The sequence below is a fragment of the Pseudomonas sp. URIL14HWK12:I12 genome, from assembly GCF_003097135.1.
Lineage (GTDB): Bacteria > Pseudomonadota > Gammaproteobacteria > Pseudomonadales > Pseudomonadaceae > Aquipseudomonas.
Genome location: NZ_QEQL01000002.1, coordinates 429,009 through 448,369 on the forward strand (window position 1 = coordinate 429,009; position 19,361 = coordinate 448,369).

At 62.4% G+C, this 19,361-nt stretch carries 19 protein-coding genes and 3 tRNA genes; 9 read left to right on the forward strand and 13 right to left on the reverse strand.

Features of this window, described 5'->3' with window-relative positions:
• Positions 1–83: 83 nt before the first annotated feature.
• Positions 84–692, reverse strand: coding sequence for a hypothetical protein (locus F474_RS09105; protein WP_256577757.1), 609 nt, complete (start codon positions 690–692; stop codon positions 84–86).
• A 201-nt stretch (positions 693–893) separates the two neighbouring features.
• Between F474_RS09105 and F474_RS09110 the strand changes: the two genes are divergently transcribed.
• Positions 894–1,625, forward strand: a complete 732-nt coding sequence (locus F474_RS09110) for a KilA-N domain-containing protein (RefSeq protein ID WP_165830287.1) — start codon at positions 894–896, stop codon at positions 1,623–1,625.
• Positions 1,626–1,632: 7 nt separating this feature from the next.
• Here F474_RS09110 and F474_RS09115 read toward each other — a convergent pair whose 3' ends face one another.
• On the reverse strand, positions 1,633–2,814 hold the full coding sequence (locus F474_RS09115) for a benzoate/H(+) symporter BenE family transporter (protein WP_097085460.1): 1,182 nt from the start codon (positions 2,812–2,814) through the stop codon (positions 1,633–1,635).
• A gap of 138 nt (positions 2,815–2,952) precedes the next feature.
• Between F474_RS09115 and F474_RS09120 the strand changes: the two genes are divergently transcribed.
• Positions 2,953–3,555, forward strand: a complete 603-nt coding sequence (locus F474_RS09120; RefSeq protein WP_097085459.1) for a glutathione S-transferase family protein — start codon at positions 2,953–2,955, stop codon at positions 3,553–3,555.
• Between the two features lie 9 nt (positions 3,556–3,564).
• Here F474_RS09120 and folE read toward each other — a convergent pair whose 3' ends face one another.
• The 4 genes from folE to F474_RS09140 all read right to left on the reverse strand — a co-directional run bounded on the left by folE (position 3,565) and on the right by F474_RS09140 (position 5,825).
• Positions 3,565–4,110, reverse strand: coding sequence for a GTP cyclohydrolase I FolE (gene folE / locus F474_RS09125; protein ID WP_097085458.1), 546 nt, complete (start codon positions 4,108–4,110; stop codon positions 3,565–3,567).
• A gap of 91 nt (positions 4,111–4,201) precedes the next feature.
• Positions 4,202–4,759: a Smr/MutS family protein gene (locus F474_RS09130; RefSeq protein WP_097085457.1), complete on the reverse strand. Its 558-nt coding sequence runs from the start codon at positions 4,757–4,759 to the stop codon at positions 4,202–4,204.
• A gap of 45 nt (positions 4,760–4,804) precedes the next feature.
• Positions 4,805–5,131 carry a hypothetical protein gene (locus tag F474_RS09135; protein WP_097085456.1) on the reverse strand — a complete coding sequence of 109 codons (327 nt, stop codon included), beginning with the start codon at positions 5,129–5,131 and terminating at the stop codon, positions 4,805–4,807.
• 103 nt (positions 5,132–5,234) lie between these two features.
• Entirely contained in the window at positions 5,235–5,825 is a 591-nt protein-coding gene (locus F474_RS09140; protein ID WP_097085455.1) for a cysteine hydrolase family protein, read from the reverse strand.
• Between the two features lie 111 nt (positions 5,826–5,936).
• On the opposite strand from F474_RS09140, the gene prmB reads away from it, so the two are divergent.
• Positions 5,937–6,854, forward strand: coding sequence for a 50S ribosomal protein L3 N(5)-glutamine methyltransferase (gene prmB / locus F474_RS09145; RefSeq protein ID WP_097085454.1), 918 nt, complete (start codon positions 5,937–5,939; stop codon positions 6,852–6,854).
• Here prmB and F474_RS09150 read toward each other — a convergent pair.
• Positions 6,845–7,252 (reverse strand): ketosteroid isomerase-related protein, encoded by a 408-nt coding sequence (locus tag F474_RS09150; RefSeq protein ID WP_097085453.1) that lies wholly within the window; start codon positions 7,250–7,252, stop codon positions 6,845–6,847. The genes prmB and F474_RS09150 overlap by 10 nt on opposite strands.
• Before the next feature lie 105 nt (positions 7,253–7,357).
• Between F474_RS09150 and F474_RS09155 the strand changes: the two genes are divergently transcribed.
• From F474_RS09155 to F474_RS09165, 3 genes are all read left to right on the forward strand, one after another.
• The gene (locus F474_RS09155) at positions 7,358–7,945 is read left to right on the forward strand and encodes a GNAT family N-acetyltransferase (RefSeq protein ID WP_097085452.1); all 588 of its coding nucleotides are present in this window, start codon (positions 7,358–7,360) and stop codon (positions 7,943–7,945) included.
• Positions 7,942–8,838 carry a carbon-nitrogen hydrolase family protein gene (locus tag F474_RS09160; RefSeq protein ID WP_097085451.1) on the forward strand — a complete coding sequence of 299 codons (897 nt, stop codon included), beginning with the start codon at positions 7,942–7,944 and terminating at the stop codon, positions 8,836–8,838. The genes F474_RS09155 and F474_RS09160 overlap by 4 nt, the downstream gene beginning before the upstream one ends.
• Before the next feature lie 172 nt (positions 8,839–9,010).
• Positions 9,011–10,573: an inorganic phosphate transporter gene (locus F474_RS09165; protein WP_097085450.1), complete on the forward strand. Its 1,563-nt coding sequence runs from the start codon at positions 9,011–9,013 to the stop codon at positions 10,571–10,573.
• A 16-nt stretch (positions 10,574–10,589) separates the two neighbouring features.
• On the opposite strand, the gene F474_RS09170 is transcribed toward F474_RS09165, so the two are convergent.
• The 3 genes from F474_RS09170 to folD all read right to left on the reverse strand — a co-directional run bounded on the left by F474_RS09170 (position 10,590) and on the right by folD (position 14,735).
• A complete protein-coding gene (locus F474_RS09170; RefSeq protein ID WP_097085449.1) occupies positions 10,590–11,012 on the reverse strand; it encodes a hypothetical protein in 423 nt (140 codons plus the stop codon).
• Positions 11,013–11,047: 35 nt separating this feature from the next.
• On the reverse strand, positions 11,048–13,801 hold the full coding sequence (locus tag F474_RS09175) for an ATP-binding protein (protein ID WP_097085448.1): 2,754 nt from the start codon (positions 13,799–13,801) through the stop codon (positions 11,048–11,050).
• A 79-nt stretch (positions 13,802–13,880) separates the two neighbouring features.
• The gene (gene folD / locus F474_RS09180; RefSeq protein ID WP_097085447.1) at positions 13,881–14,735 is read right to left on the reverse strand and encodes a bifunctional methylenetetrahydrofolate dehydrogenase/methenyltetrahydrofolate cyclohydrolase FolD; all 855 of its coding nucleotides are present in this window, start codon (positions 14,733–14,735) and stop codon (positions 13,881–13,883) included.
• Positions 14,736–15,008: 273 nt separating this feature from the next.
• On the opposite strand from folD, the gene F474_RS09185 reads away from it, so the two are divergent.
• The 3 genes from F474_RS09185 (at position 15,009) to F474_RS09195 (ending at position 15,339) form a co-directional block, all read left to right on the forward strand.
• Positions 15,009–15,085, forward strand: a tRNA-Arg gene (locus F474_RS09185).
• A 36-nt stretch (positions 15,086–15,121) separates the two neighbouring features.
• Positions 15,122–15,197 (forward strand) — tRNA-His (locus F474_RS09190).
• A gap of 57 nt (positions 15,198–15,254) precedes the next feature.
• Positions 15,255–15,339 (forward strand) — tRNA-Leu (locus F474_RS09195).
• Between the two features lie 299 nt (positions 15,340–15,638).
• On the opposite strand, the gene F474_RS09200 is transcribed toward F474_RS09195, so the two are convergent.
• The 3 genes from F474_RS09200 to F474_RS09210 all read right to left on the reverse strand — a co-directional run bounded on the left by F474_RS09200 (position 15,639) and on the right by F474_RS09210 (position 19,296).
• Entirely contained in the window at positions 15,639–16,001 is a 363-nt protein-coding gene (locus tag F474_RS09200; protein ID WP_125483373.1) for an HdeA/HdeB family chaperone, read from the reverse strand.
• A gap of 422 nt (positions 16,002–16,423) precedes the next feature.
• Entirely contained in the window at positions 16,424–18,583 is a 2,160-nt protein-coding gene (locus F474_RS09205) for an ATP-binding protein (protein ID WP_097085445.1), read from the reverse strand.
• Positions 18,580–19,296 (reverse strand): biliverdin-producing heme oxygenase, encoded by a 717-nt coding sequence (locus F474_RS09210; protein ID WP_256577756.1) that lies wholly within the window; start codon positions 19,294–19,296, stop codon positions 18,580–18,582. The genes F474_RS09205 and F474_RS09210 overlap by 4 nt, the downstream gene beginning before the upstream one ends.
• Positions 19,297–19,361 lie beyond the last annotated feature (65 nt).

Below are 19,361 nucleotides of genomic sequence, written 5' to 3' on the forward strand. Positions count from 1 at the left end.
GGCGGGCTATAAGAGTGTGCTGAGGAGCTGTTGTGAATCCTACGGGCCAGGGCGTGAAAACCCTGTCAATGAGCTGTGAAAAATCACTTGCCGTGTGTAATGGCTTTCACCAGCGCCTGATGGCCAGCCTCATCATTGGCCTTCGAAATGACCTGCACCAATGCCATGGTCGGCCCAGAGCCCGCCAGGAACGTCGAGGAGCGGGTAGGCCCGCCGCCCATGCTGGCCGTGCTGTCGACCTGCTCTATACCCAAGCTGCCCAACGCCAGGCGCTTTTGGCCGGTTTTTTTGAAATCAGGCAGCGCCTGGCTTTGCTGTTTGATGAACCCCTCGCTGGCGCCGCTCAGGAATTCGTCGTCATTGTCACCGGTGGTGGCGCCGTTGGGGATGGGTACCTCGGTCACCATGACCACACGCCGCTGTGCCTGATTCATGTACATGGTGCCTTTAGCACCTGCGGTACCGCTCTGTTCGGTACCGGCAGGCAGCGCGGTCGCGGCAAAGCCGGCGGGTAACGTGAAACTGAACTTGCCGTTGAGCGCGCTCACAGTTTGTGCCTGATTGGTGGCGGCTGCGGGCTTGGCGGCTGCCTGGGTAGCAGGGGCAGCGTGCGCGTTGCCAAGGCCGGCCAGCCCCAAGGCGAGGCTGGCTGCAAGGGTAAGGAGGCGGGGGCGAGAAAAAGCTGCGGGCATGAAAGGCTCCTGGTGTGATCACATGCAATGCAAGAAGGGATTGCCAGCGGATGGCTTCGGTTCCCCCGGTTTGCCGATTTTCCGGAATAGTCCCAAAGCAAATACGGAATTTTCAGCGCCGGTATTCGGAAAAAACCGGCTTGCAGGCGCCTTGGTCTTTTCTAAGCTTCGCGCTCGCAAGCCTACATGGAGGGAGCAGCGGTGGACCAGGAACCGGTAATCGAGCATTGGGTAGGTAAAGTGCAAGTGCTGCAGCGCGAGCGGGACGGTTTCGTTTGCATCTCTAGCTGGTGCCAGGCAGTTGGCAAGCCGTTGGAGCAATGGCTGGCCAGCCGCTCAGTGCGCATGGCGCAAACGGCAGTGGCCAGGCGTATCGGTTGCCAGGGTTGGCAACTTGTAGACCGGCGTTTGGGTAATCAAGGTATTGCCGCCTGGTTGCACCCCCAACTGATGGTGCAGGTGGCGCTGAGCCTTTCACCCGAGTGGGCATTGTGCGCCGGGCGTTGGCTATGGGAGTGGGAGCAAGCCGGCAACGACAGCTTCTCGGTGCCACCGCGCGCTGTGCGTATCGAGCCTTGCCCACACGTTTATGAGCAATTTTCGTTGTTCAACGAGCTCACTCTGCACTTCGTGGCACCGCTGCGCAGGCTAGGCTACCCTTGGCCTGCACGCCTGATGCCCGCCGCTGCGGACGACGTTGCCTTCGAGCGTTGGCTCCAGCTGCGAGGCGTAACTGGGCAGCCGTTGGCCCGCTACTGCCATCGTGGCGATGACGGTGAGAGCTTCAGTGCCTGGTTGTACCCGGTAGCCTTATACCCGCTGCTGCGGGAGTATTTTCACGGCGAGTGGGTAGGGCGACGCGCCCAGCGTTACTACGCAGGGCAGCCGCAGGTGCCTTTGCACTTGCTGCGCCTGCCTGAGTCGCTGGGCTGAAACGGCCTTAACGCCGCGCCAGCAGCAGGGTCACCACCCCGGCCACGATGCCCCAAAAGGCGGAGCCCACGCCGAATAGGGTCATCCCTGACGCGGTGACCATGAACGTCACCAGCGCGGCCTCGCGTTCGGCAGGAACCGCCATGGCCTGCGTCAGGCCATTGATGATCGAGCCAAACAACGCCAGCGCCGCGATCGACAGCACCAGCTCGGTGGGCAGCGCGGTAAACAGCCCGGCCAGGGTCGCACCGAAGACACCTAGCAACGCGCACAGGGCGCCGTACACCAGTGCCGCAACATAGCGGCGAGAAGGCTCTTCATGGGCATTAGGGCCGGTGCAGATCGCTGCACTGATGGCCGCCAGGTTGATGCCGTGGCCGCCAAACGGCGCAAGCAGCAGAGAAACGATACCGGTGGTGCTCACCAGCGGCGAGGCAGGCACCTGATAGCCATCGGCACGCAGCACTGCCACACCGGGCATATTCTGCGAGGCCATTGCCACCACGAACAGTGGCAGGCCGATGCTGATGGTGGCACCCAGGGAAAACTCAGGTGCCGTCCATTGAGGCACGGCCATTTGCAGATGAAACTCGCTGAAATCCAGCAAGCCCTGAATACCTGCGATCACGCCACCTACCAGCAACGCCGCCAGCACGGCGTAGCGCGGTGCGTGGCGCTTGATCACCAGATAGGCCAGGAACATCGCCAGCACCAGCCCCAGGCGATGCTGGGCGGCAACGAAAATTTCGCTGCCGATGCGAAACAGAATGCCGGCCAGCAGAGCGGCAGCCAGCGAGCTGGGCAAGCGCCTCATCAGCCGTTCGAAGCTGCCGGTCACCCCGCAGAGGGTAATCAGCCCGGCGCAGGTGATGAATGCCCCGATCGCCTCGGGGTAGCTTACCCCGCCCAGGCTGGTGATCAGCAGCGCTGCACCCGGCGTTGACCACGCAATGCTGACCGGTGTGCGATACCGCAGCGACAAACCGATGCTGCACAGAGCCATGCCGATCGACAATGCCCAGATCCATGAGCTGATCTGCCCATCGGTGAGGTGTGCAGCTTTACCCGCTTGGAAGATCAGCACCAGAGAACTGGTGTAGGCGGTGAGCGTGGCGATCAGGCCGGCGACCACGGCGCTGGGGCTGGCATCTGCCAGTGGCCGAAGGCGCGCTGAGGCGAGCTGGGGCATGGGAAGGGCTTCCTGCGAATAACACGGGAGCGCAAGGTTAAACCGCGTGGCTAGGCGATGCTATCGCTGCTGCGTAAACATTTGGCACTATGTGCGACAGGCTGCCGCCCTCGGAAACAGAAAACCAGGAGTGCAACGATGTACAAGGTGTATGGGGATTACCGCTCCGGCAATTGCTACAAGCTCAAGCTCATGCTGCATCTGCTGGGTACACCCTATGAATGGGTGCCGATCGATATCCTGGCAGGTGAAACCCAGACCGAGGCATTTCTGGCCAAGAACCCCAATGGCAAAATTCCAGTGCTGGAGCTTGAAGATGGCACATGCTTGTGGGAATCCAACGCCATCCTCAACTTCCTCGCCGAAGGCAGTGCACTGTTGCCCGCTGAGCCGCGCCTACGCACCCAAGTGCTGCAATGGCAGTTCTTCGAACAATACAGCCATGAGCCCTATGTGGCAGTGGCGCGTTTCATCCAGTTTTACCAAGGCATGCCGGCGGAGCGGCTGGAGGAATACAAGGCTTGTCACAAAGGTGGCTACAAAGCCCTGAAAGTGATGGAGCGGCAGTTGCAGCTAACCCCCTTTCTGGTAGGCGAGCATTTCTCAATCGCCGATATCGCGCTTTACGCCTATACACACGTCGCCCACGAGGGAGGCTTCGACCTTGCGCCTTACCCTGCCGTGCGGGCGTGGCTTGCACGCGTGGCAGGGCAGGTAGGCTATGTAAGCATGCTCGAGTGAGCCGCGCACTTACTTGATCAGGCTGAGGAACTCACCCCGGGTGGAGGCATTGTCGCGGAATTCACCGAGCATCACTGAGGTGATCATCGAGCTGTTCTGCTTTTCTACGCCGCGCATCATCATGCACATGTGCTGCGCTTCGATGACCACGCCCACGCCCAGGGCGCCTGTGACCGACTGCACGGCGTCGGCGATCTGGCGGCTGAGGTTTTCCTGGATTTGCAGGCGCCGGGCGTACATGTCGACGATGCGCGCCACCTTCGACAGGCCAAGTACCTTGCCAGCAGGCAGATAAGCGACATGGGCCTTGCCAATGAACGGCAACATATGGTGCTCGCACATCGAGTACAGCTCGATGTTCTTGACCATGACCATCTCGCTGCTCGCGGAGCTGAACAGTGCCCCGTTGGTCACTTCTTCGAGCGTCTGCTCATAGCCGCGGCACAGATAGCGCATCGCCTTGGCGGCGCGCTTTGGCGTGTCGAGCAGGCCCTCGCGGGTCACGTCCTCGCCGATCTGGCCGAGAATCGCGGTGTATTGCTGTTCCAGGGACATGGATCTACCTGTAGGTGTTATCGCAGGCGCACAGGGTAAGGCCGCGCCTTGGTTGGGGCAAGTGCGGCTTAAGGTGCGGGGTGTAAGTCAGTTATTCGTCTCGCCCTTCGAGCATCGTGCGCTTGAGCACCACGTAGAGGGCGCCGGTGCCGCCGTGTTTGGCCAGGCACGAGGTAAACCCCAGTACTTGGGGGTGCTGGCGCAGCCAGGTATTGACGTGGCTCTTGATCATCGGGCGCTTGCCATCCAGGCGTGCAGCCTTGCCATGGGTGACTCTGACGCAGCGAATTTCATACCGGGTAGCCTCAGCGAGGAAGGCCCAGAGTGTTTCTCGCGCCTTTTCTACGGTCATGCCATGCAAGTCGAGGCTGCCTTCGAAGCTCACCTGGCCCGCCTTGACCTTGCGCATCTGGCTGTCCTGCACGCCATCGCGGGCCCAATAGAGCTCGTCTTCGGCCCCTACGTCAATGATGAACTGGTCCGAAAGACCATCGACCGTCGTGGTGTTGGTACGCACGGTGGCCGCCTGGCGCAAGGTGTCGATGCGCTGGCGATCGGCCTTGGGTTTGCCCACTTCGGCGCGGTCGTGCTTGAGGGGCTTGACCCCCTGCATCTGGCTCTTGAACAGGGAAAAATCGTCGTCTTGCATTTTTGGCCTCCACGCAACCGGGGCAGTCTACGTGAGCGGCCTGGGTCAGTCCTGCTTTTTCATAAGGCCCGGTGCCATTTCCAGGTCGCTGCGGCTACGGCGCAGGCGCCGCCGGCTGCGGCGCCACAACGCAATGCCCAGGTACAGCAGCACCAGGCCAATGACCAGCATCGTCACGCCCCCGCCCGTGGTGGTATCCAGGCTCTGCAGAGCCGGGGGGTTGCCCAGAAGGTTCGCGGCGCCCGCCAGGCTCAGGAGGATGCCGAAGGTCGCCAGCAGGGCTGCGAAGGCCGCGCCGATGCGCATGGGCCAGTGCCGCGGGCTGCGAGGGCGAAGACGGCGAGCGTCAAAACCGTCGTCGGATAGCTTCATTCTGTCGTCCGATTCTCTTGGATAGATATCGGCGGTTCGACCCAGCCTCGGCCCCTAGGTTCCAAAACCGGCTGCAATTGCCAAGGCGCTGGCGGATGGGCGGTCAGATGACGTCGGCTGTCATGGCCACTGCAGCGAAGTTATCGGCCATGGTTGCCATGCCCACTTGCTTGACCTGTTCGGCGCTCAGCACCCCGCCCTTGTAGGGCAGGTTGCGGGTGGCGCAGGCGTCCTCGACCAGGGTGCAGCGGTAGCCGTAGTCTTTGGAAGCACGCACGGTGGTGCTGATGCTGGAATGGGTCATGAACCCACAGACGATAAGGTCGACGCCGCCCAGGCTTTGCAGCACGTCGTGCAGGCCTGTGTTGTTGAACGCATTGGGCATGCGTTTCTCGATGATGTGTTCACCTTCCAGCGGGGCAGCCTTGTCGATGAACTCACCACGCTCACCCTGGGGGTCGAACAGCCCCCCAACGGTCCCCAAGTGCTTGACGTGCACGATCGGGCGATTTGCGGCGCGCGCGGCCTGAAGCAATTGAGCGATATGTTCGACGGCGTCTTCAATGCCCGAAAGTTGCAGAGGGCCGCTGAGGTACTCCTTCTGAGCGTCTATGACCAGCAGCGTGGCATTGCTCAGCGTGAACGGCGAATGGCCGCGGCCGCTGAGTTGAAACATCGTCTTCACATCGGACATCGAGTGCTCCTTGGCAGGGGGCTTTTGCGCATTGTCCCACTGCCGGGGCCTTCCTGTGAATCTCAAAGATGAAAAGGTAGACTGTGTCGCTGAATTTTCTGGAGTAGCGCCGTGATCCATTCCCGCCTGCGTACCTTGCGTGACCACATCCGCTGGGCCGTCTCACGCTTCCATGCCGAAGAAGTGTTCTTCGGCCATGGCACCGACAACGCCTGGGACGAAGCGCGCCAGCTGGTGCTCGGGGCCCTGCATCTGCCTTGGGAGATCGCCGATGCCTACCTCGACTGCACACTGGAAGAAGACGAGGTCAGCCACGTGCAGCACCTGCTGCGGCGCCGCATCAAAGACCGCATTCCCACCGCTTACCTACTGGGCGAGGCATGGTTCTGTGGGCTCTCGTTCATCGTCGATGAGCGCGTTCTGGTGCCGCGCTCGCCGATCGCCGAATTGATCCAGGCACGCTTCTCGCCCTGGTTGCCGGCCGACCCGTCCCGGGTGCTCGACCTGTGCACCGGCTCGGGCTGCATCGGTATCGCTTGCGCCGAAGCCTTCCCGGAGGCCGAGGTGGTCCTGGGTGATTTGTCGTTCGATGCGCTGGAAGTCGCCAACCAGAACATTGAGCGCCATGGGCTGGAGGATCGCGTCTATACCGTGCAGGGCGACGGCTTCCAGGGCCTGCCAGGGCAACGCTTCGATCTGATCGTGTGCAACCCGCCTTACGTGGACGCCGAAGATTTCGCCGACATGCCGGCGGAGTATCACCACGAGCCGGCCATGGGCCTGGCGTGCGGTGACGACGGCCTGGACCTCGTCCGGCGCCTGCTGGCCGAGGCAGCCGACCATCTCAATGAGCGGGGCCTGCTGATCGTCGAGGTGGGCAACAGCCAGGTGCATGTCGAGGCGTTGTACCCTGAGGTCGATTTCTTCTGGCTGGCTTTCGAACAGGGTGGTCACGGGGTGTTCATGCTCAGCGCCGAGCAGTGCCGGGGCCATCAGGCCCTGTTCCGGAGCCGCCTGATTCAGGGATAGTCCTGAACCTGGTCGATCCAGTCGGTGAGGTTGTAGTAGTTGGTCACCCGGGCCACCTTGCCGCCCTTGATGTAGAAGAATGCCCCGGCCGGTAGCACATAGCGCTGGCCCCGGGCCTCGGGGAGGCCCTCGTCGCTGGCAAGGTACTCCCCGTGCACCACGAACTCTGCGGCGGCGCGCTGGCCATCGGCGCTGGGCATGATGACCAGGTCTGTCAGGCGTTCCCGATAGCAGCGGTTCATGTGTTCCATGAACGCTGCGAAGCGGGCCTTGCCCTGTTGCCGCTCGCCCTGGTTGATGTCGTGCACGACGTCGTCGGACAGCAAGGCGAGGAAGGCAGGCATGTCGCCGGCATTGAAGGCCTGGTAATAGGCGGCGATCAGTTCAGTCGTGCTCATGGGGTTTCCTGTCGTCGGAGGAACAGTAGGGCTGCAGGCCCTATGCTAGTTTTTAAGGATGAGCCGGGCTTACCTGCCGGCGCCCCTTGCTTGCCTGAACGCCCCATGCAGATCGAACTCTACCGAGGCGCTGCCATTGCGCCACACATTCCCGGCCTCGCCAGCCTTCGCATCGCTGTGTTCCGCGAGTATCCGTATCTTTACGACGGCACCCAAGACTACGAGCAACGCTACCTTGCTACCTATACGGCAGCTGCCGACAGCCTGTGCGTGATCGTGCGTAGCGGGACCACCATCGTCGGTGCCGCCACGGGCGTTCCGTTGGCAGACGAGACCGACGAGGTCAAAGCTCCCTTCCTGGCTGCCGGGCGTGATATCGCACGGGTGTTCTATTTCGGTGAGTCCCTGCTGATGCCAGCCTTTCGCGGGCTGGGGCTGGGCAAACGCTTCTTCGCCGAGCGCCAGGCGCATGCGCAAGCGCTGGGCCGTTTCGACTGGTGCGCGTTTTGTGCTATCCAGCGCCCCGACGATCATCCCCGGCGGCCTCCGGGTTACTACCCGTTGCATGGCCTGTGGCGTGCGCAGGGCTACCAGCCGTTTCCAGACCTGCGTACCGAGTTTTTCTGGCGTGACCTGGACGAGACGACCGCTTCGGCCAAGCCGATGGCGTTCTGGATGAAACCGCTCACATGATTCGCCTTGCCGCCTGCCAGTACGCCATCGAATGCCTGCAAACCTGGGGCGCCTATGAGCAGCACCTGGCCGCGCTCTGCCAGAACGCGGCTGGCCAAGGTGCGCAGCTGTTGCTGCTGCCCGAGTACGCGGGCCTGGTGTTAAGCGCGCAATTGGCGCCAGAGATGCGTAGCGACTTACACGCCTCGATCGCCGCCATTCAACCCTTGCTGCCACGTTGGCGAGCGTTGTGCGCTGACCTGGCGCGCACCCTGGGGGTATACCTTCAACCGGGCAGTGCACCGGTGCTCGACAGTGACGGCCATTACCGCAACCGAGCCTGGCTGTTCGGCCCGGAAGGCGAGCTGGGTCACCAGGACAAGTTGATAATGACCCGTTTCGAGCGGGAAGCCTGGGGCGTGGCCGGCGGCCGTGAGGGCCTTCGCTGTTTCGATACCGATCTCGGCCGCTTGGGCATCCTGATCTGTTACGACAATGAATTCCCGCTATTGGCGCGCCATCTGGCCGAAGCTGGGGCAGACCTCATACTGGCGCCCAGCTGCACCGATACCGAAGCCGGCTACCACCGTGTGCGTATCGGCGCCCAGGCCCGTGCCCTGGAAAACCAGATCGCAGTGCTCCAGGCGCCGACTGTTGGGCTTGCGCCCTGGTCTCCGGCGCTCGACGAAAACATCGGCCGCGCCGGGCTCTATGTTCCGCCGGACTACGGCATGCCTGCAGATGGGGTGCTGGCAGAGTCGAGCCAACTGTCTCCGGCCGCCAGCCAGTGGTTGCTGGCCGAGCTGGATATCGCCGGCCTGCGCAGGGTGCGTGAGCAGGGCCAGGTGTTCACCCGGCGCGACTGGCCTGAGCAGGCGGTGGCATTGCGGCCTTCGCCCATATCTGCACGCTGACCCTCTCGGCACGGGGCGATTCGTCAGATTAATTCATAATGTTACTGCTGGCGCTCCGCTCTACGCATAACCGTCACATTCGCCTTTCAGTATCCCAAGTAACCACTCACTTGCGGATGCCCCCGTGAACATACACACCCCTGCCCACGCTTCAGCCGTTACCCGGCCACCCATGGACCATGGCATGACCCCTCGCACCCGGCGGCTCTTCGCTGCGCTACTGTGCATCGGCCTGGCGGTCACCGCCTGGGGGATCTTCACCGACGTCGACCACTCGGGCAGCGTCGCGCACACCTGGCTGCCCTTCATCTTGCTGGGCGTTGCGCTGGTGATCGCCTTGGGCTTCGAGTTCGTCAACGGTTTCCATGACACCGCCAATGCGGTGGCGACGGTTATCTACACCCATTCGCTGCCAGCCAATGTTGCGGTGGTGTGGTCCGGGGTATGTAACTTTGCCGGGGTGATGCTCTCGAGTGGGGCCGTGGCGTTCAGCGTGGTGGCGTTGTTGCCGGTAGACATGATTCTGCAGGTGGGCACTGGCGATGGTTTCATCATGGTCTTCGCGCTGTTGATCGCCGCGATCCTGTGGAACCTGGGCACCTGGTGGCTGGGTTTGCCAGCGTCCTCATCGCACACCTTGATCGGCTCAATCCTCGGCGTGGGCATCGCCAGCGCGCTGCTCAATGGCCGTTCGGGCATGGAAGGTGTGGATTGGAGCCAGGTGCTGAAGGTTGGCTATGCGCTGCTGCTGTCGCCGCTGGTGGGCTTTTTTTGCGCAGCCATGCTGTTGCTGGCGATGCGCGTGCTGATCAAGCGCCGCGAGCTGTATCGCGAGCCTCAAGGCAACCGAGCGCCGCCGGCCTGGATACGCGGCTTGCTGATCCTGACGTGCAGCGGTGTATCGTTCGCTCACGGCTCCAACGATGGGCAAAAGGGCATGGGCCTGATCATGCTCATTCTGGTGGGCACCTTGCCGATGGCTTATGCACTCAACCGCGCGGTGCCGGCGACCCAAACCACCCAGTTCGTCGCCGTGGCACAGGTAACCCGCGACAGCCTCGCCCAGGCCAGCCTTGGCGCGCCTGTACCGGCCGATGCCAACCAGGTGCTGCTCGAGTACCTGCACAGCAAGCAGGCACCGGCCAACCTGCTGCCGGCACTGGTGGGGGTGACCGACGGCATCGCCAGGCAGGTCAGGAACTACGGCACACTGAATAACGTACCCGCCCAGGCCATGCCTAACGTGCGCAACGACATGTTCCTGGCGTCTGAAAGCCTGAAACTAATGAAGAAGCAAGGGCTGGATGCCGGCTGGCCGCTGGCCACACGCCAGAATGTAGAAGCCTTCACTCAGCAGATAACCGAAGCCACGCGGTTCATTCCGTTCTGGGTGAAAGTCGTGGTCGCCATCGCTCTTGGGCTCGGCACGCTGGTCGGTTGGAAACGCATCGTGATCACGGTCGGTGAGCGTATCGGCAACACTCACCTGACCTATGCCCAGGGCGCGAGCGCCGAGCTGGTCGCCATGGGCACGATCGGGGTAGCCGATGCGTTCGGGTTGCCCGTCTCCACAACCCACGTACTTTCATCGGGCGTGGCAGGCACCATGGCCGCCAGTGGTAGCGGGCTGCAGTGGTCTACGATACGCAACCTTGCAATGGCCTGGGTGTTCACCCTGCCAGCTTCGATGTTGCTGGCAGGCGGGCTCTTCTGCCTGTTCCACGCGATATTTTAAGCCAGGCGCTGGCGCTTTAGCAGCAAGGGCAGAAGTGCTTGCCGGCTTCGCTGCGCCAGCCCAGCTCTGCGATCCTCGCTTCGGCTGCCGGCGCCTTGCCGGCTTCACCCAGGCTCGCATCGGCGGCGAACTCGAACGACAGCGGCTTTGCGCATTGGTCGCAGTGCACTTCCCAGGTGTAGATGCCCAGTTCCTTGAAGGCCGGCCCCGAAGCGACGGCTGTCCACTGGCCGACCGGGTTGATCAGGTGACGAACCTTTTCCACCGTCAGCCGCATGAACAGCTCCCGGCTGCCTTTAAGCGTGACCAGCAGCACATCGTCGGCACGTATCGCGCCGCCATTACCGGTGACCTGGTAACGCCCTGGCGACAGTGCGCGGCATTCGATCAGCGTATGGTGCGGGGTGAGCAGGCTGTAGCGGAAATCGTGTTCGACCATGGTGGGCTCCGGCAAAAGGCGCGCATCCTATCACGTCAGGCGTTGACCCGCGCCTGCTCCGCCAGGCGGCCGATGGCCTGGTCGAGCTCGTCCAGTGCCGCTTGTGCCGCCGGGCTCTGCTGCTTGAGCAGCGTCTCGCTGCGCTGGCAGGCGCCGCGTAGCTGCGGCACACCGCAGTATCGGGTCGCACCGTGCAGGCGATGCACGCGCTCAATGAGCGCTTCGTGGTCCTGATCTTCACGGGCGAGGCGGATGGCCTGGCGGTCGCCGTCCAACCCTGCCAGCAACATGGCGAGCATGTCCGCGGCCAGGTCTGCCTTGCCGGCGGCCAGGCGTAGCCCTTCTTCGTGGTCCAGCACCAGTTCTTCGCTGCCGCCCGGGCGTTGGTTGTCAGCGCGCGGCGTGCTGGCAGCGTGCAGGTTCAGGCCAGTCCACTTGTGTACGGTCTGCGCCAGCTGCCGTTCGCTGATGGGTTTGGTGAGGTAGTCGTCCATGCCGCTGTGCAACAGTGCGCGTTTTTCGTTGGCCATGGCGTGGGCCGTCAGCGCCACGATGGGCAGTGCGCTGCGGCCCTGTTCAGCCTCCCATTGGCGGATCAGCTCGGTGGTCTGGCGCCCGTCAAGGCCAGGCATCTGCACATCCATCAATACCAGGTCGAAAGGTTGTTGGCGCACTTGGCTGACGGCTGCTTCGCCGTTATCCAGTGCAGTGACTTCTGCACCCATGTCCTGCAGCAGGGTCTGCACCAGCAGCAGGTTGGCCGGGTTGTCGTCCACGCACAGGATGCGCGCGCTGCGCTCCGGGTGCGGCAGGGCCGCACCGGCCACGCCTGCACGTGCGCCGAACGACTCGCTCAGTGCGCGGCGCAGGGCGCGGTTGCAGGGAGGCTTGGGATGCAGCTGTCGATGCGGATCGGGCACCACGGTCTGGAACTGCGCCACTTCGTTGGTGGGGCATAGCACCAAAGGCAGGCAACCGTGGGCGGCCAGCTCGCGCAGGTAGGCCCGTAGCCGCTCCGGCTCCAGCTGCGCGCGGCTTACGCCGAGCACTGCCACGTCATAGGGCTGGCCAGCGTCATGCGCCGCGCCCACGCTGTCGGCCATCCGCTCCAGGCTGAGGAAGGACGTTACTTGCAGGCCACAGTCTTCCAGCTGATGTTCCAATGCCTGGCGCGCCAGGTCGTGGGGCTCGAAGACCGCTGCGCGGCGCCCGGCAAGCGAGCGCGGCGGCAGGTCTTCGATGTCGTCGCTAGCCTTGGGCAGCGGCACGCTGAACCAGAAGGTCGAGCCTTCGCCCGGTGTGCTGTCGACGCCGATCTCGCCGCCCATTTGCTCCACCAGCCGCTTGGATATCACCAGGCCCAGGCCCGTACCACCGGGCTGGCGAGAGAGGGAGTTGTCCGCCTGGCTGAAGGCCTGGAACAGAGCCTGGATATCCTGGGTCGACAGCCCGACCCCCGTGTCCTGTACGCTGATACGCAGTTGCGCGCTCTGCTCGTCGTCGTCCTCTATCATGGCCCGGGCAACGATGGTGCCTTCTCGGGTGAACTTGATGGCGTTGCTCACCAGGTTGGTGAGGATCTGCTTGAGCCGCAGCGGGTCTCCCACCAGCGCCAGAGGGGTGTCGCGGTAGATCAGGCTGACCAGTTCCAGGCCCTTGGCATGGGCAGCCGGTGCGAGGATGGTCAAGGTGTCCTGAAGCAGGTCCCGCAGGTTGAATGGGGTACTTTCCAGTACCAGCTTGCCCGCTTCGATCTTCGAGAAATCCAGGATTTCATTGATGATGCTGAGCAGGCTATCGGCGGATTTTTCAATGGTGCCCAGGTAATCGAGCTGGCGCGGGGTCAGCTCACTGCGTTGCAGCAAGTGCGTGAAGCCCAGAATACCGTTGAGGGGCGTGCGGATCTCGTGGCTCATATTGGCCAGGAACTCCGATTTGATACGGCTGGCTTCGAGCGCTTCGCGCCGTGCCATGTCGAGCTCGATGTTCTGGATCTCGATGGTTTCGAGATTCTGACGTACATCTTCGGTCGCCTGGTCGACGCTGTGCTGCAACTCTTCGTTGGCGCTGCGCAGCGAGGCCGCCATGCGGTTGATGCCGCGCGCCAGTTCGTCCAGCTCCTGGCTGCCCATCGGTTCCAGGCGTGTGTCGAATTTGCCGTCCTGGATCTGCGCCACCGCCTCCTTGATGCGGCTCAGGGGCTGGGCGATCGACCGGGCGATCTGCATCGCCGCGAACAGGATCAGCAGCAGGCCACCCCCTATCAGCAGGGTGCTGGCAAAGAACATCCGGTAGCCGCGCAGCAACATGCTGGTATGGGATACCTCAACCTCGACGTAGCCCAGCAGTTGATCCTGCTCCCCGGCGGCCGGAGCCCCGGCCAGTTCCCTGTGGTGGGTCAGCACCGGTTGCAGGTAGCGCGTGGCGTCGTTGCCGCTCAACTGAAGCAGGCGCAGCGCATTGCCGGTGGGGGCGGGGTTGAGCATGCTAGGGCCGGCGTGGGCCAGCAAGTTGCGGTCGGTATCGAGGAACGACACGCTGCGAACATCGGGCTGTTCCAGTGCCTGCGCGGCGATGCGGTCAAGAAGTTTGTTGTCTTGCCCGGTAAGGCCGCGTGACACCAGCGGCGCGAGCTGCTCGCACACCAGCTCGCCGCGGCGCAGCAGCTCGGCACGCAGCTCATTCTGCTGAACCCAGGTGAACCAGCCGCCCAGCACAACCGCCATGCCGCAGGCTGGCGCCATCGCCAGCAGGATGACCCTGCCACGGATACCCAGTTTTCTCAGCACGCCGGTTTCCCCTGGCAACAGCTAACGAGCTGCGAATGTATCACTTTGTTTGCCGGGCCGGGTGCTGGCATAGCCAGCCTCAGCCGTGCAGTTCCTCGGCGGCATAAAGGGTGTTTTCAAGCAGGCAGGCGCGGGTCATGGGGCCTACGCCGCCAGGTACCGGCGTGATCCAGCCTGCCCGTGGCAGGGCGGTGTCGTACACCACATCACCCACCAGGCGGCCGTCGGCCTGGCGGTTGATCCCCACGTCGATCACGATAGCGCCCGGCTTGATCCACTCGCCCTTCACCAGCCCCGCTTTGCCAGCGGCAACCACCACCAGGTCGGCGCGGCCCACATGGGCGGCTAGGTCTTGGGTGAAGCGGTGGGTAACGGTGACGGTGCAGCCTGCCAACAGCAGCTCCATGGCCATTGGCCGGCCAACGATGTTGGATGCGCCGACGACGACCGCGTCCATGCCGTAGAGGTCCTGGCCGGTGCTTTGCAGCAGGGTCATGATGCCTTTGGGCGTGCACGGGCGCAGCAGCGGGATGCGTTGGGCCAGGCGGCCCACGTTATAGGGGTGGAAGCCGTCGACGTCTTTGTCGGGCCGGATACGCTCGAGCAGGCGCGATGCATCCAGGTGCTCCGGCAGGGGCAATTGCAGCAGGATGCCGTCAACTTCGCCATCGGCGTTGAGGCGGTCGATCAAGGCCTCAAGCTCTGCCTGGGAGGTGCTGGCCGGCAGATCGTAGGCGTCTGAGCGAAAGCCGACCTCCTGGCAGTCCTTGCGCTTGTGGGAAACGTAGACCTGGGAAGCCGGATCGGTGCCCACCAGGATAACGGCCAGGCCTGGCAGGCGCAGGCCTTGCTCGCGGCGCTCGGCGACGCGCTGGGCGATCTGCTGGCGAATGCCGGCGGCGATAGCCTTGCCGTCGATAAGTTGTGCTGTCATGACGCGTTGGTAACCATCGCAGGGGTAGGGAACAAGGCCGGCTATTCTCGCACGGCGCGGCCCTGGCTCAAAGGCGTCTGCACGGGCGAAATCGCTAAGCCCTTTAAAAATCGAGTTTTTTTACACAAAGGTGTTGACGGGTCTCGGGGCCATCTATAAGATTCGTCGCACTTGTCGGGCAGGGCCCAACGCCTGATACAGGCGAGCAGCGAAATCATTGATTTATCAATGTTTTTCCAGGTCCCGATTCGGCTTGAACCGAGTCGAGCATAAGCGCCCGTAGCTCAGCTGGATAGAGCATCCGCCTTCTAAGCGGATGGTCGCAGGTTCGAGTCCTGCCGGGTGCGCCATTCTTGGCAGCTTTGGCAAGCAAGTAATGCAATATGGTGGGCGTAGCTCAGTTGGTAGAGCACAGGATTGTGACTCCTGTTGTCGTGGGTTCGATCCCCATCGTCCACCCCATATTTCGAGAGGCGCCTGATTAATAATCCGGCGCCTTTGCTTTAAGATGACGTCTATGCGGACGTGGTGAAATTGGTAGACACACTGGATTTAGGTTCCAGCGGCGCAAGCTGTAAGAGTTCGAGTCTCTTCGTCCGCACCATTTTCAAATCAAGGATCACGAGCGTCCACGCGCTCCTTCCTTGGCGCGCTGGGTCGGCAGCGTGAACAAAGCTTGAACCTTCCTGTTCACGATCTTCGTCAGGATCCTGACTCCCTCCCCATGACCTGAGCCGGTGCCAAGCGCGACCGGTTCCGTGATCATCATCGTCAAATGCTGATGGCAATTTAAAAGTCCCACAAAGCCTTGGCTTCAGTCATTCCTGCGTCAGTATCGTGTTTTGCCTTGAAGCAAGCTCGTGGCTTGGGCAAAGGATGGTGCGGCTTGCATGCTTTCGAGCTTCACAGGTCCAGATAAAGCGCTGAGGCGCCCTCGTAGATCGATTTCAAGGGTTTGTCTCGGCAATATTTTTCCAGATAAGCTGAAATGCTTTCGGAGTCTGGGGCCTCTTTCAAGGGGGCGTTCGCGTACCCGTGCAGGAACCCATTGGCCCCACTCAGGAATCCTTGCGTCCAGGTCACCACGAAGTTTCTCGTCAGCTGCTCGTGTTTGTCCTGTGATTCAATGAATTTTCCGCAGCTCATGGTTCCATAGCCTGTCACGGTAATTTCGTCCCCGGGCGTACTGGCTGCTATGGCGCTTGAACACATTGAAGCTGCTATCAACGTGGCAACGTAGGTGGGGGTAAGTGTTTTCTTCATCATGCTTCCCAGTCTCGGGGGCTGTCATTCTCAAATCGATTATCCGGGCAATGGGATGCCGGTTTCCATCAATTCGGATTGTTGTGTAGCCGGTATTGAGTATTGGGAATGCGCTCGGGCGCTGTGCTGGCGCAGGCAGTGGTGAAAGAGCCAATGAAGTAAGACGGCCCGAGTGTGCCACGAGGGGATACTGTTGCTAGCCCCGTCAGGCGAGCCAAAGCCTGCGAGGTTCAATACCGCGCTTGTAGAGGGCTCTATTGTAGGGCGCACCGCGCGGTGGTCATGCAAACATCCCCGCTACTGGCAATGCCACTATCATCGCAATCATCACCCAGCCCATCACCTGTTTCATCGCGCTGCCCCGGTAAGCTCTGCCTAGATACCCAGGCTATCGGCGCAGGTACATTTGCCTTGAGCGAGGCGGCTCAAAGGTGGCTGGGGATTACCACGGTGAAGGTCACCTCGCCATCCAACTGGCCCACCGTGATCTGCCCGTTGTGGGCTGCGGCGATAGCCTGTGATATGTACAGCCCGATACCCAACCCGTTGCGGTTGCGGCTAGCGGCGTGGCTTTGTTGCTTGAACGGTTGGAACAGCGTGGCCAGCCGGTCTGTGGGGATTTCCTTGGCGGCATTGGTGACGGCCAGAGAGGTTTGGCCGCCCAGCTGGCTCAGCACCATCTTGACCGGGTGACCCGGCAGGCCATGGTAGCGTGCGTTGCCAAGCAGGTTGGTGATGATCTGAGCGTAGCGGTCTGGGTCGAGATTGGCGATCAGCTCGGCGGGTATCCGGGCGTCGATCTCCATGCCGGGAAAGGCCACGCGTGTTTCATCCAGGATGGTCTCGGTCAGTTGCGAGATGTCGACGCTCTGGCGCTCGATCATCAGCCCCAGGCCTGACTGCAGGCGGCTCATCTCCAGCACTTGGCTGATCAGCCGCTCCATGCGCCCACTGGACTGGCTGATATGCTGGCGCAACTGGGTGTCACGTTTCTCGCTGGAAGTGAGCATGGAGGCAGCCATTGAGATCGACTGGAGCGGGTTGCGCAAGTCATGGCCCAGCATGGCGATCAGGTGCTGGCGCATGCGGTCGATTTCCCCGGCGCGGCCCAGGCTCAGCTCTACCAATGCGCCCCGAAGGTCCTCGGCAATGCGCAGGTCTGTTTCGGTCCAGGCCGGCGAGCGCCCGCGTACCACTTCTTCCCAGGCTTCGAACGAGCCGCGGGGTGTGAGGCGCGCGCCCAGGGGGCCAACCTTGATGATCTTCTCGGGCTTGCCGCCCCAGCGCACATGATGGACCTCTTCAAGCCTGAGCCAGATGACCCAGCCGCTTTCATTGGGGTGAAAGCGCACGGCCAGCACGCCACAGTAGCGGGCATCCTCGCTCCCGGGGTCGGCGTGCGGCCAGTGTTCGGTATGGTAGAGGTCCAGCTCTGGTGAGTTCGCCAAGTGCTCCAGGATCGCCTTGCCGAAGTGCTCGAAATGGCCACCGATGCTCTGGCTGCGCCCCCCCAGAACGATCAGTGCGCCATCGCAGGGGAGGAGCTGGGCGATATTGGGCGAGCCGGTGCCCAGGGTGCTGAGCAAATCATCAGCGTCCTGGGCCAGGCGCGCCAGCTGGTTTTTTAGCGCGCTTGCGTCGTGTAGCAGCTGGTCTGTGTGCTGCTGTTCGAAGCGCTCGACCAGCGCACTGCAGACCTGCGAAATCACCTGGAAGGACAGCCGTACCGGATGCGGGATGGTCTTGGGCGACATGTGGTGGCAGGCGAACAAGCCCCACAGCCTGCCACCGACGACGATCGATACGCTCATAGAGGCGCGCACACCCATATTCGAAAGATATTCGCAATGGATAGGCGAAACACTGCGCAGATCGCAAAAGCTCAGGTCGAACGGCTTCATGTCCAGCGGGTTGATCGGCGGATCCAGCGGGGTAGGGCGGTAAACGACGTCTGCGATAAGGCGCACCGGGTTCTGGATGTAGAGCCGGCGGGCCTGCGCTGGAATATCCGAAGCCGGGTAGCGCTGGCCTAGATAGGTAACCAGGTCTTCACGTTTCGATTCCGCGATGACCTCTCCGGACAGATCCGGCCGAAATCGATAGGCCATTACCCGGTCGTAACCGGTGAGCGTTCGGATTTCATCGGTCACGCGTTCGAGCAGCTCGACACTGCTGCTGCGTCGTTGCATCTGCCCGATCACTCGCTGGGCGTAAAGCGCCAGCTGATTGAACGAAGCGCTGCCTGCCAGCCGGGGTTCGAATTCGAGGTAGTGAACCTGCCCGTCGACATGGCTGATGACGTCGAACAGGGTGCCATCGATGGTGCATTCGCAGCTATCGGTCAACGTGCCGGCAGCCGCTTCTTTCTGCAGCTTGTTCAGTGCGGGCAAGCGCTCCAGCTCGAAGGGGTGACCGGGGCAAGCGGGGAGGCCGGTCAGCGTCTCGAAATTGCCGCTGCGAGAAAGTACCTGGCCCTGGTGGTCCAGTGCCAGGAGGGCGCCATGAGGCTGGATGGCGCCGGGCAGGTGAATGGGCTCGTCTTCGCAGTTTGCCAGGGTAACGGCCTGTTCGATGGGGGTGCTCATTGGATCACCCACCCCCGAAAGGACTCGAACGCTGCCCGAGCGGCTGCGGCTGCGGCCTCGATATCGGCTGGCTCGACAACATGCTCGGCCAGTGCGGCCTGCCAGCGCTGCCATAGCGGCCCGGTCTGTGCTCCATAGCCCTGCAGCCACTGCAGCGACAACGGGCTGAGCTGTTGGCGCAGGCGCTTATAAAGGAACGCTCCGCCCAGGGTGGCGCCTTCGCAAACGTAGCTTACGCCGAAGGCTTCAGGTAGGGAGTTGGGCTGGGGGGTGAAAGGGCAATCGTCGAACGAGCGTGGGTCGTGGCCCGCTTCCTGAAGATCATTGCTGATCCACGCCGCCTTGCAGGCCCGCTCTTGGGCCTGCAATACCTGTTGCCATTTGGCGGTGTCGCCATACAGCTGTGCCTCGATCGGCCGCATCCAACCCAGTACGCGCCCGGCGTGCTGAGCGTAGGTTTGGGTGTCCAGCCCTGGGGCGGTCAGTGGCGAGTGGCCGTCGAGTTCGGCATGCAGCTCGCGTGTGGCGTCGCGCAACGCAAGCAGCGCGGGGGAAACGATGGCAGTAATAGTGGCGGTCTCTGGCTCAGGAATGGGCGCATTCGGGCAGGTTAGCAGTCTTTGACCCTCAACGGGAGCGCAATGCTCAGCCGCCGGCGCCATTCGCCCCGGCTTTTCGCCCGATACGGGGGCGATCCCCGCATGCGTGCTCATGACAGGGTGACTTCTGGCAAATGACCCACTAGAATGCTTGCCCTTGATTCTGGGGTCGGAATGGC

Excerpts from the sequence above, each read along its gene's own strand:
- F474_RS09140 (WP_097085455.1), bottom strand. The coding sequence starts at position 5,825 with ATGTCCGATGTGAAGACGATGTTTCAACTCAGCGGCCGCGGCCATTCG.
- F474_RS09160 (WP_097085451.1), top strand. The coding sequence starts at position 7,942 with ATGATTCGCCTTGCCGCCTGCCAGTACGCCATCGAATGCCTGCAAACC.
- F474_RS09150 (WP_097085453.1), bottom strand. The coding sequence starts at position 7,252 with ATGAGCACGACTGAACTGATCGCCGCCTATTACCAGGCCTTCAATGCC.
- folD (WP_097085447.1), bottom strand. The coding sequence starts at position 14,735 with ATGACAGCACAACTTATCGACGGCAAGGCTATCGCCGCCGGCATTCGC.
- F474_RS09205 (WP_097085445.1), bottom strand. The coding sequence starts at position 18,583 with ATGAGCACCCCCATCGAACAGGCCGTTACCCTGGCAAACTGCGAAGAC.
- folE (WP_097085458.1), bottom strand. The coding sequence starts at position 4,110 with ATGTCCCTGGAACAGCAATACACCGCGATTCTCGGCCAGATCGGCGAG.
- F474_RS09170 (WP_097085449.1), bottom strand. The coding sequence starts at position 11,012 with ATGGTCGAACACGATTTCCGCTACAGCCTGCTCACCCCGCACCATACG.
- F474_RS09155 (WP_097085452.1), top strand. The coding sequence starts at position 7,358 with ATGCAGATCGAACTCTACCGAGGCGCTGCCATTGCGCCACACATTCCC.
- F474_RS09120 (WP_097085459.1), top strand. The coding sequence starts at position 2,953 with ATGTACAAGGTGTATGGGGATTACCGCTCCGGCAATTGCTACAAGCTC.
- F474_RS09105 (WP_256577757.1), bottom strand. The coding sequence starts at position 692 with ATGCCCGCAGCTTTTTCTCGCCCCCGCCTCCTTACCCTTGCAGCCAGC.
- F474_RS09130 (WP_097085457.1), bottom strand. The coding sequence starts at position 4,759 with ATGCAAGACGACGATTTTTCCCTGTTCAAGAGCCAGATGCAGGGGGTC.
- F474_RS09210 (WP_256577756.1), bottom strand. The coding sequence starts at position 19,296 with ATGAGCACGCATGCGGGGATCGCCCCCGTATCGGGCGAAAAGCCGGGG.
- F474_RS09165 (WP_097085450.1), top strand. The coding sequence starts at position 9,011 with ATGGACCATGGCATGACCCCTCGCACCCGGCGGCTCTTCGCTGCGCTA.
- F474_RS09115 (WP_097085460.1), bottom strand. The coding sequence starts at position 2,814 with ATGCCCCAGCTCGCCTCAGCGCGCCTTCGGCCACTGGCAGATGCCAGC.
- F474_RS09135 (WP_097085456.1), bottom strand. The coding sequence starts at position 5,131 with ATGAAGCTATCCGACGACGGTTTTGACGCTCGCCGTCTTCGCCCTCGC.
- F474_RS09200 (WP_125483373.1), bottom strand. The coding sequence starts at position 16,001 with ATGATGAAGAAAACACTTACCCCCACCTACGTTGCCACGTTGATAGCA.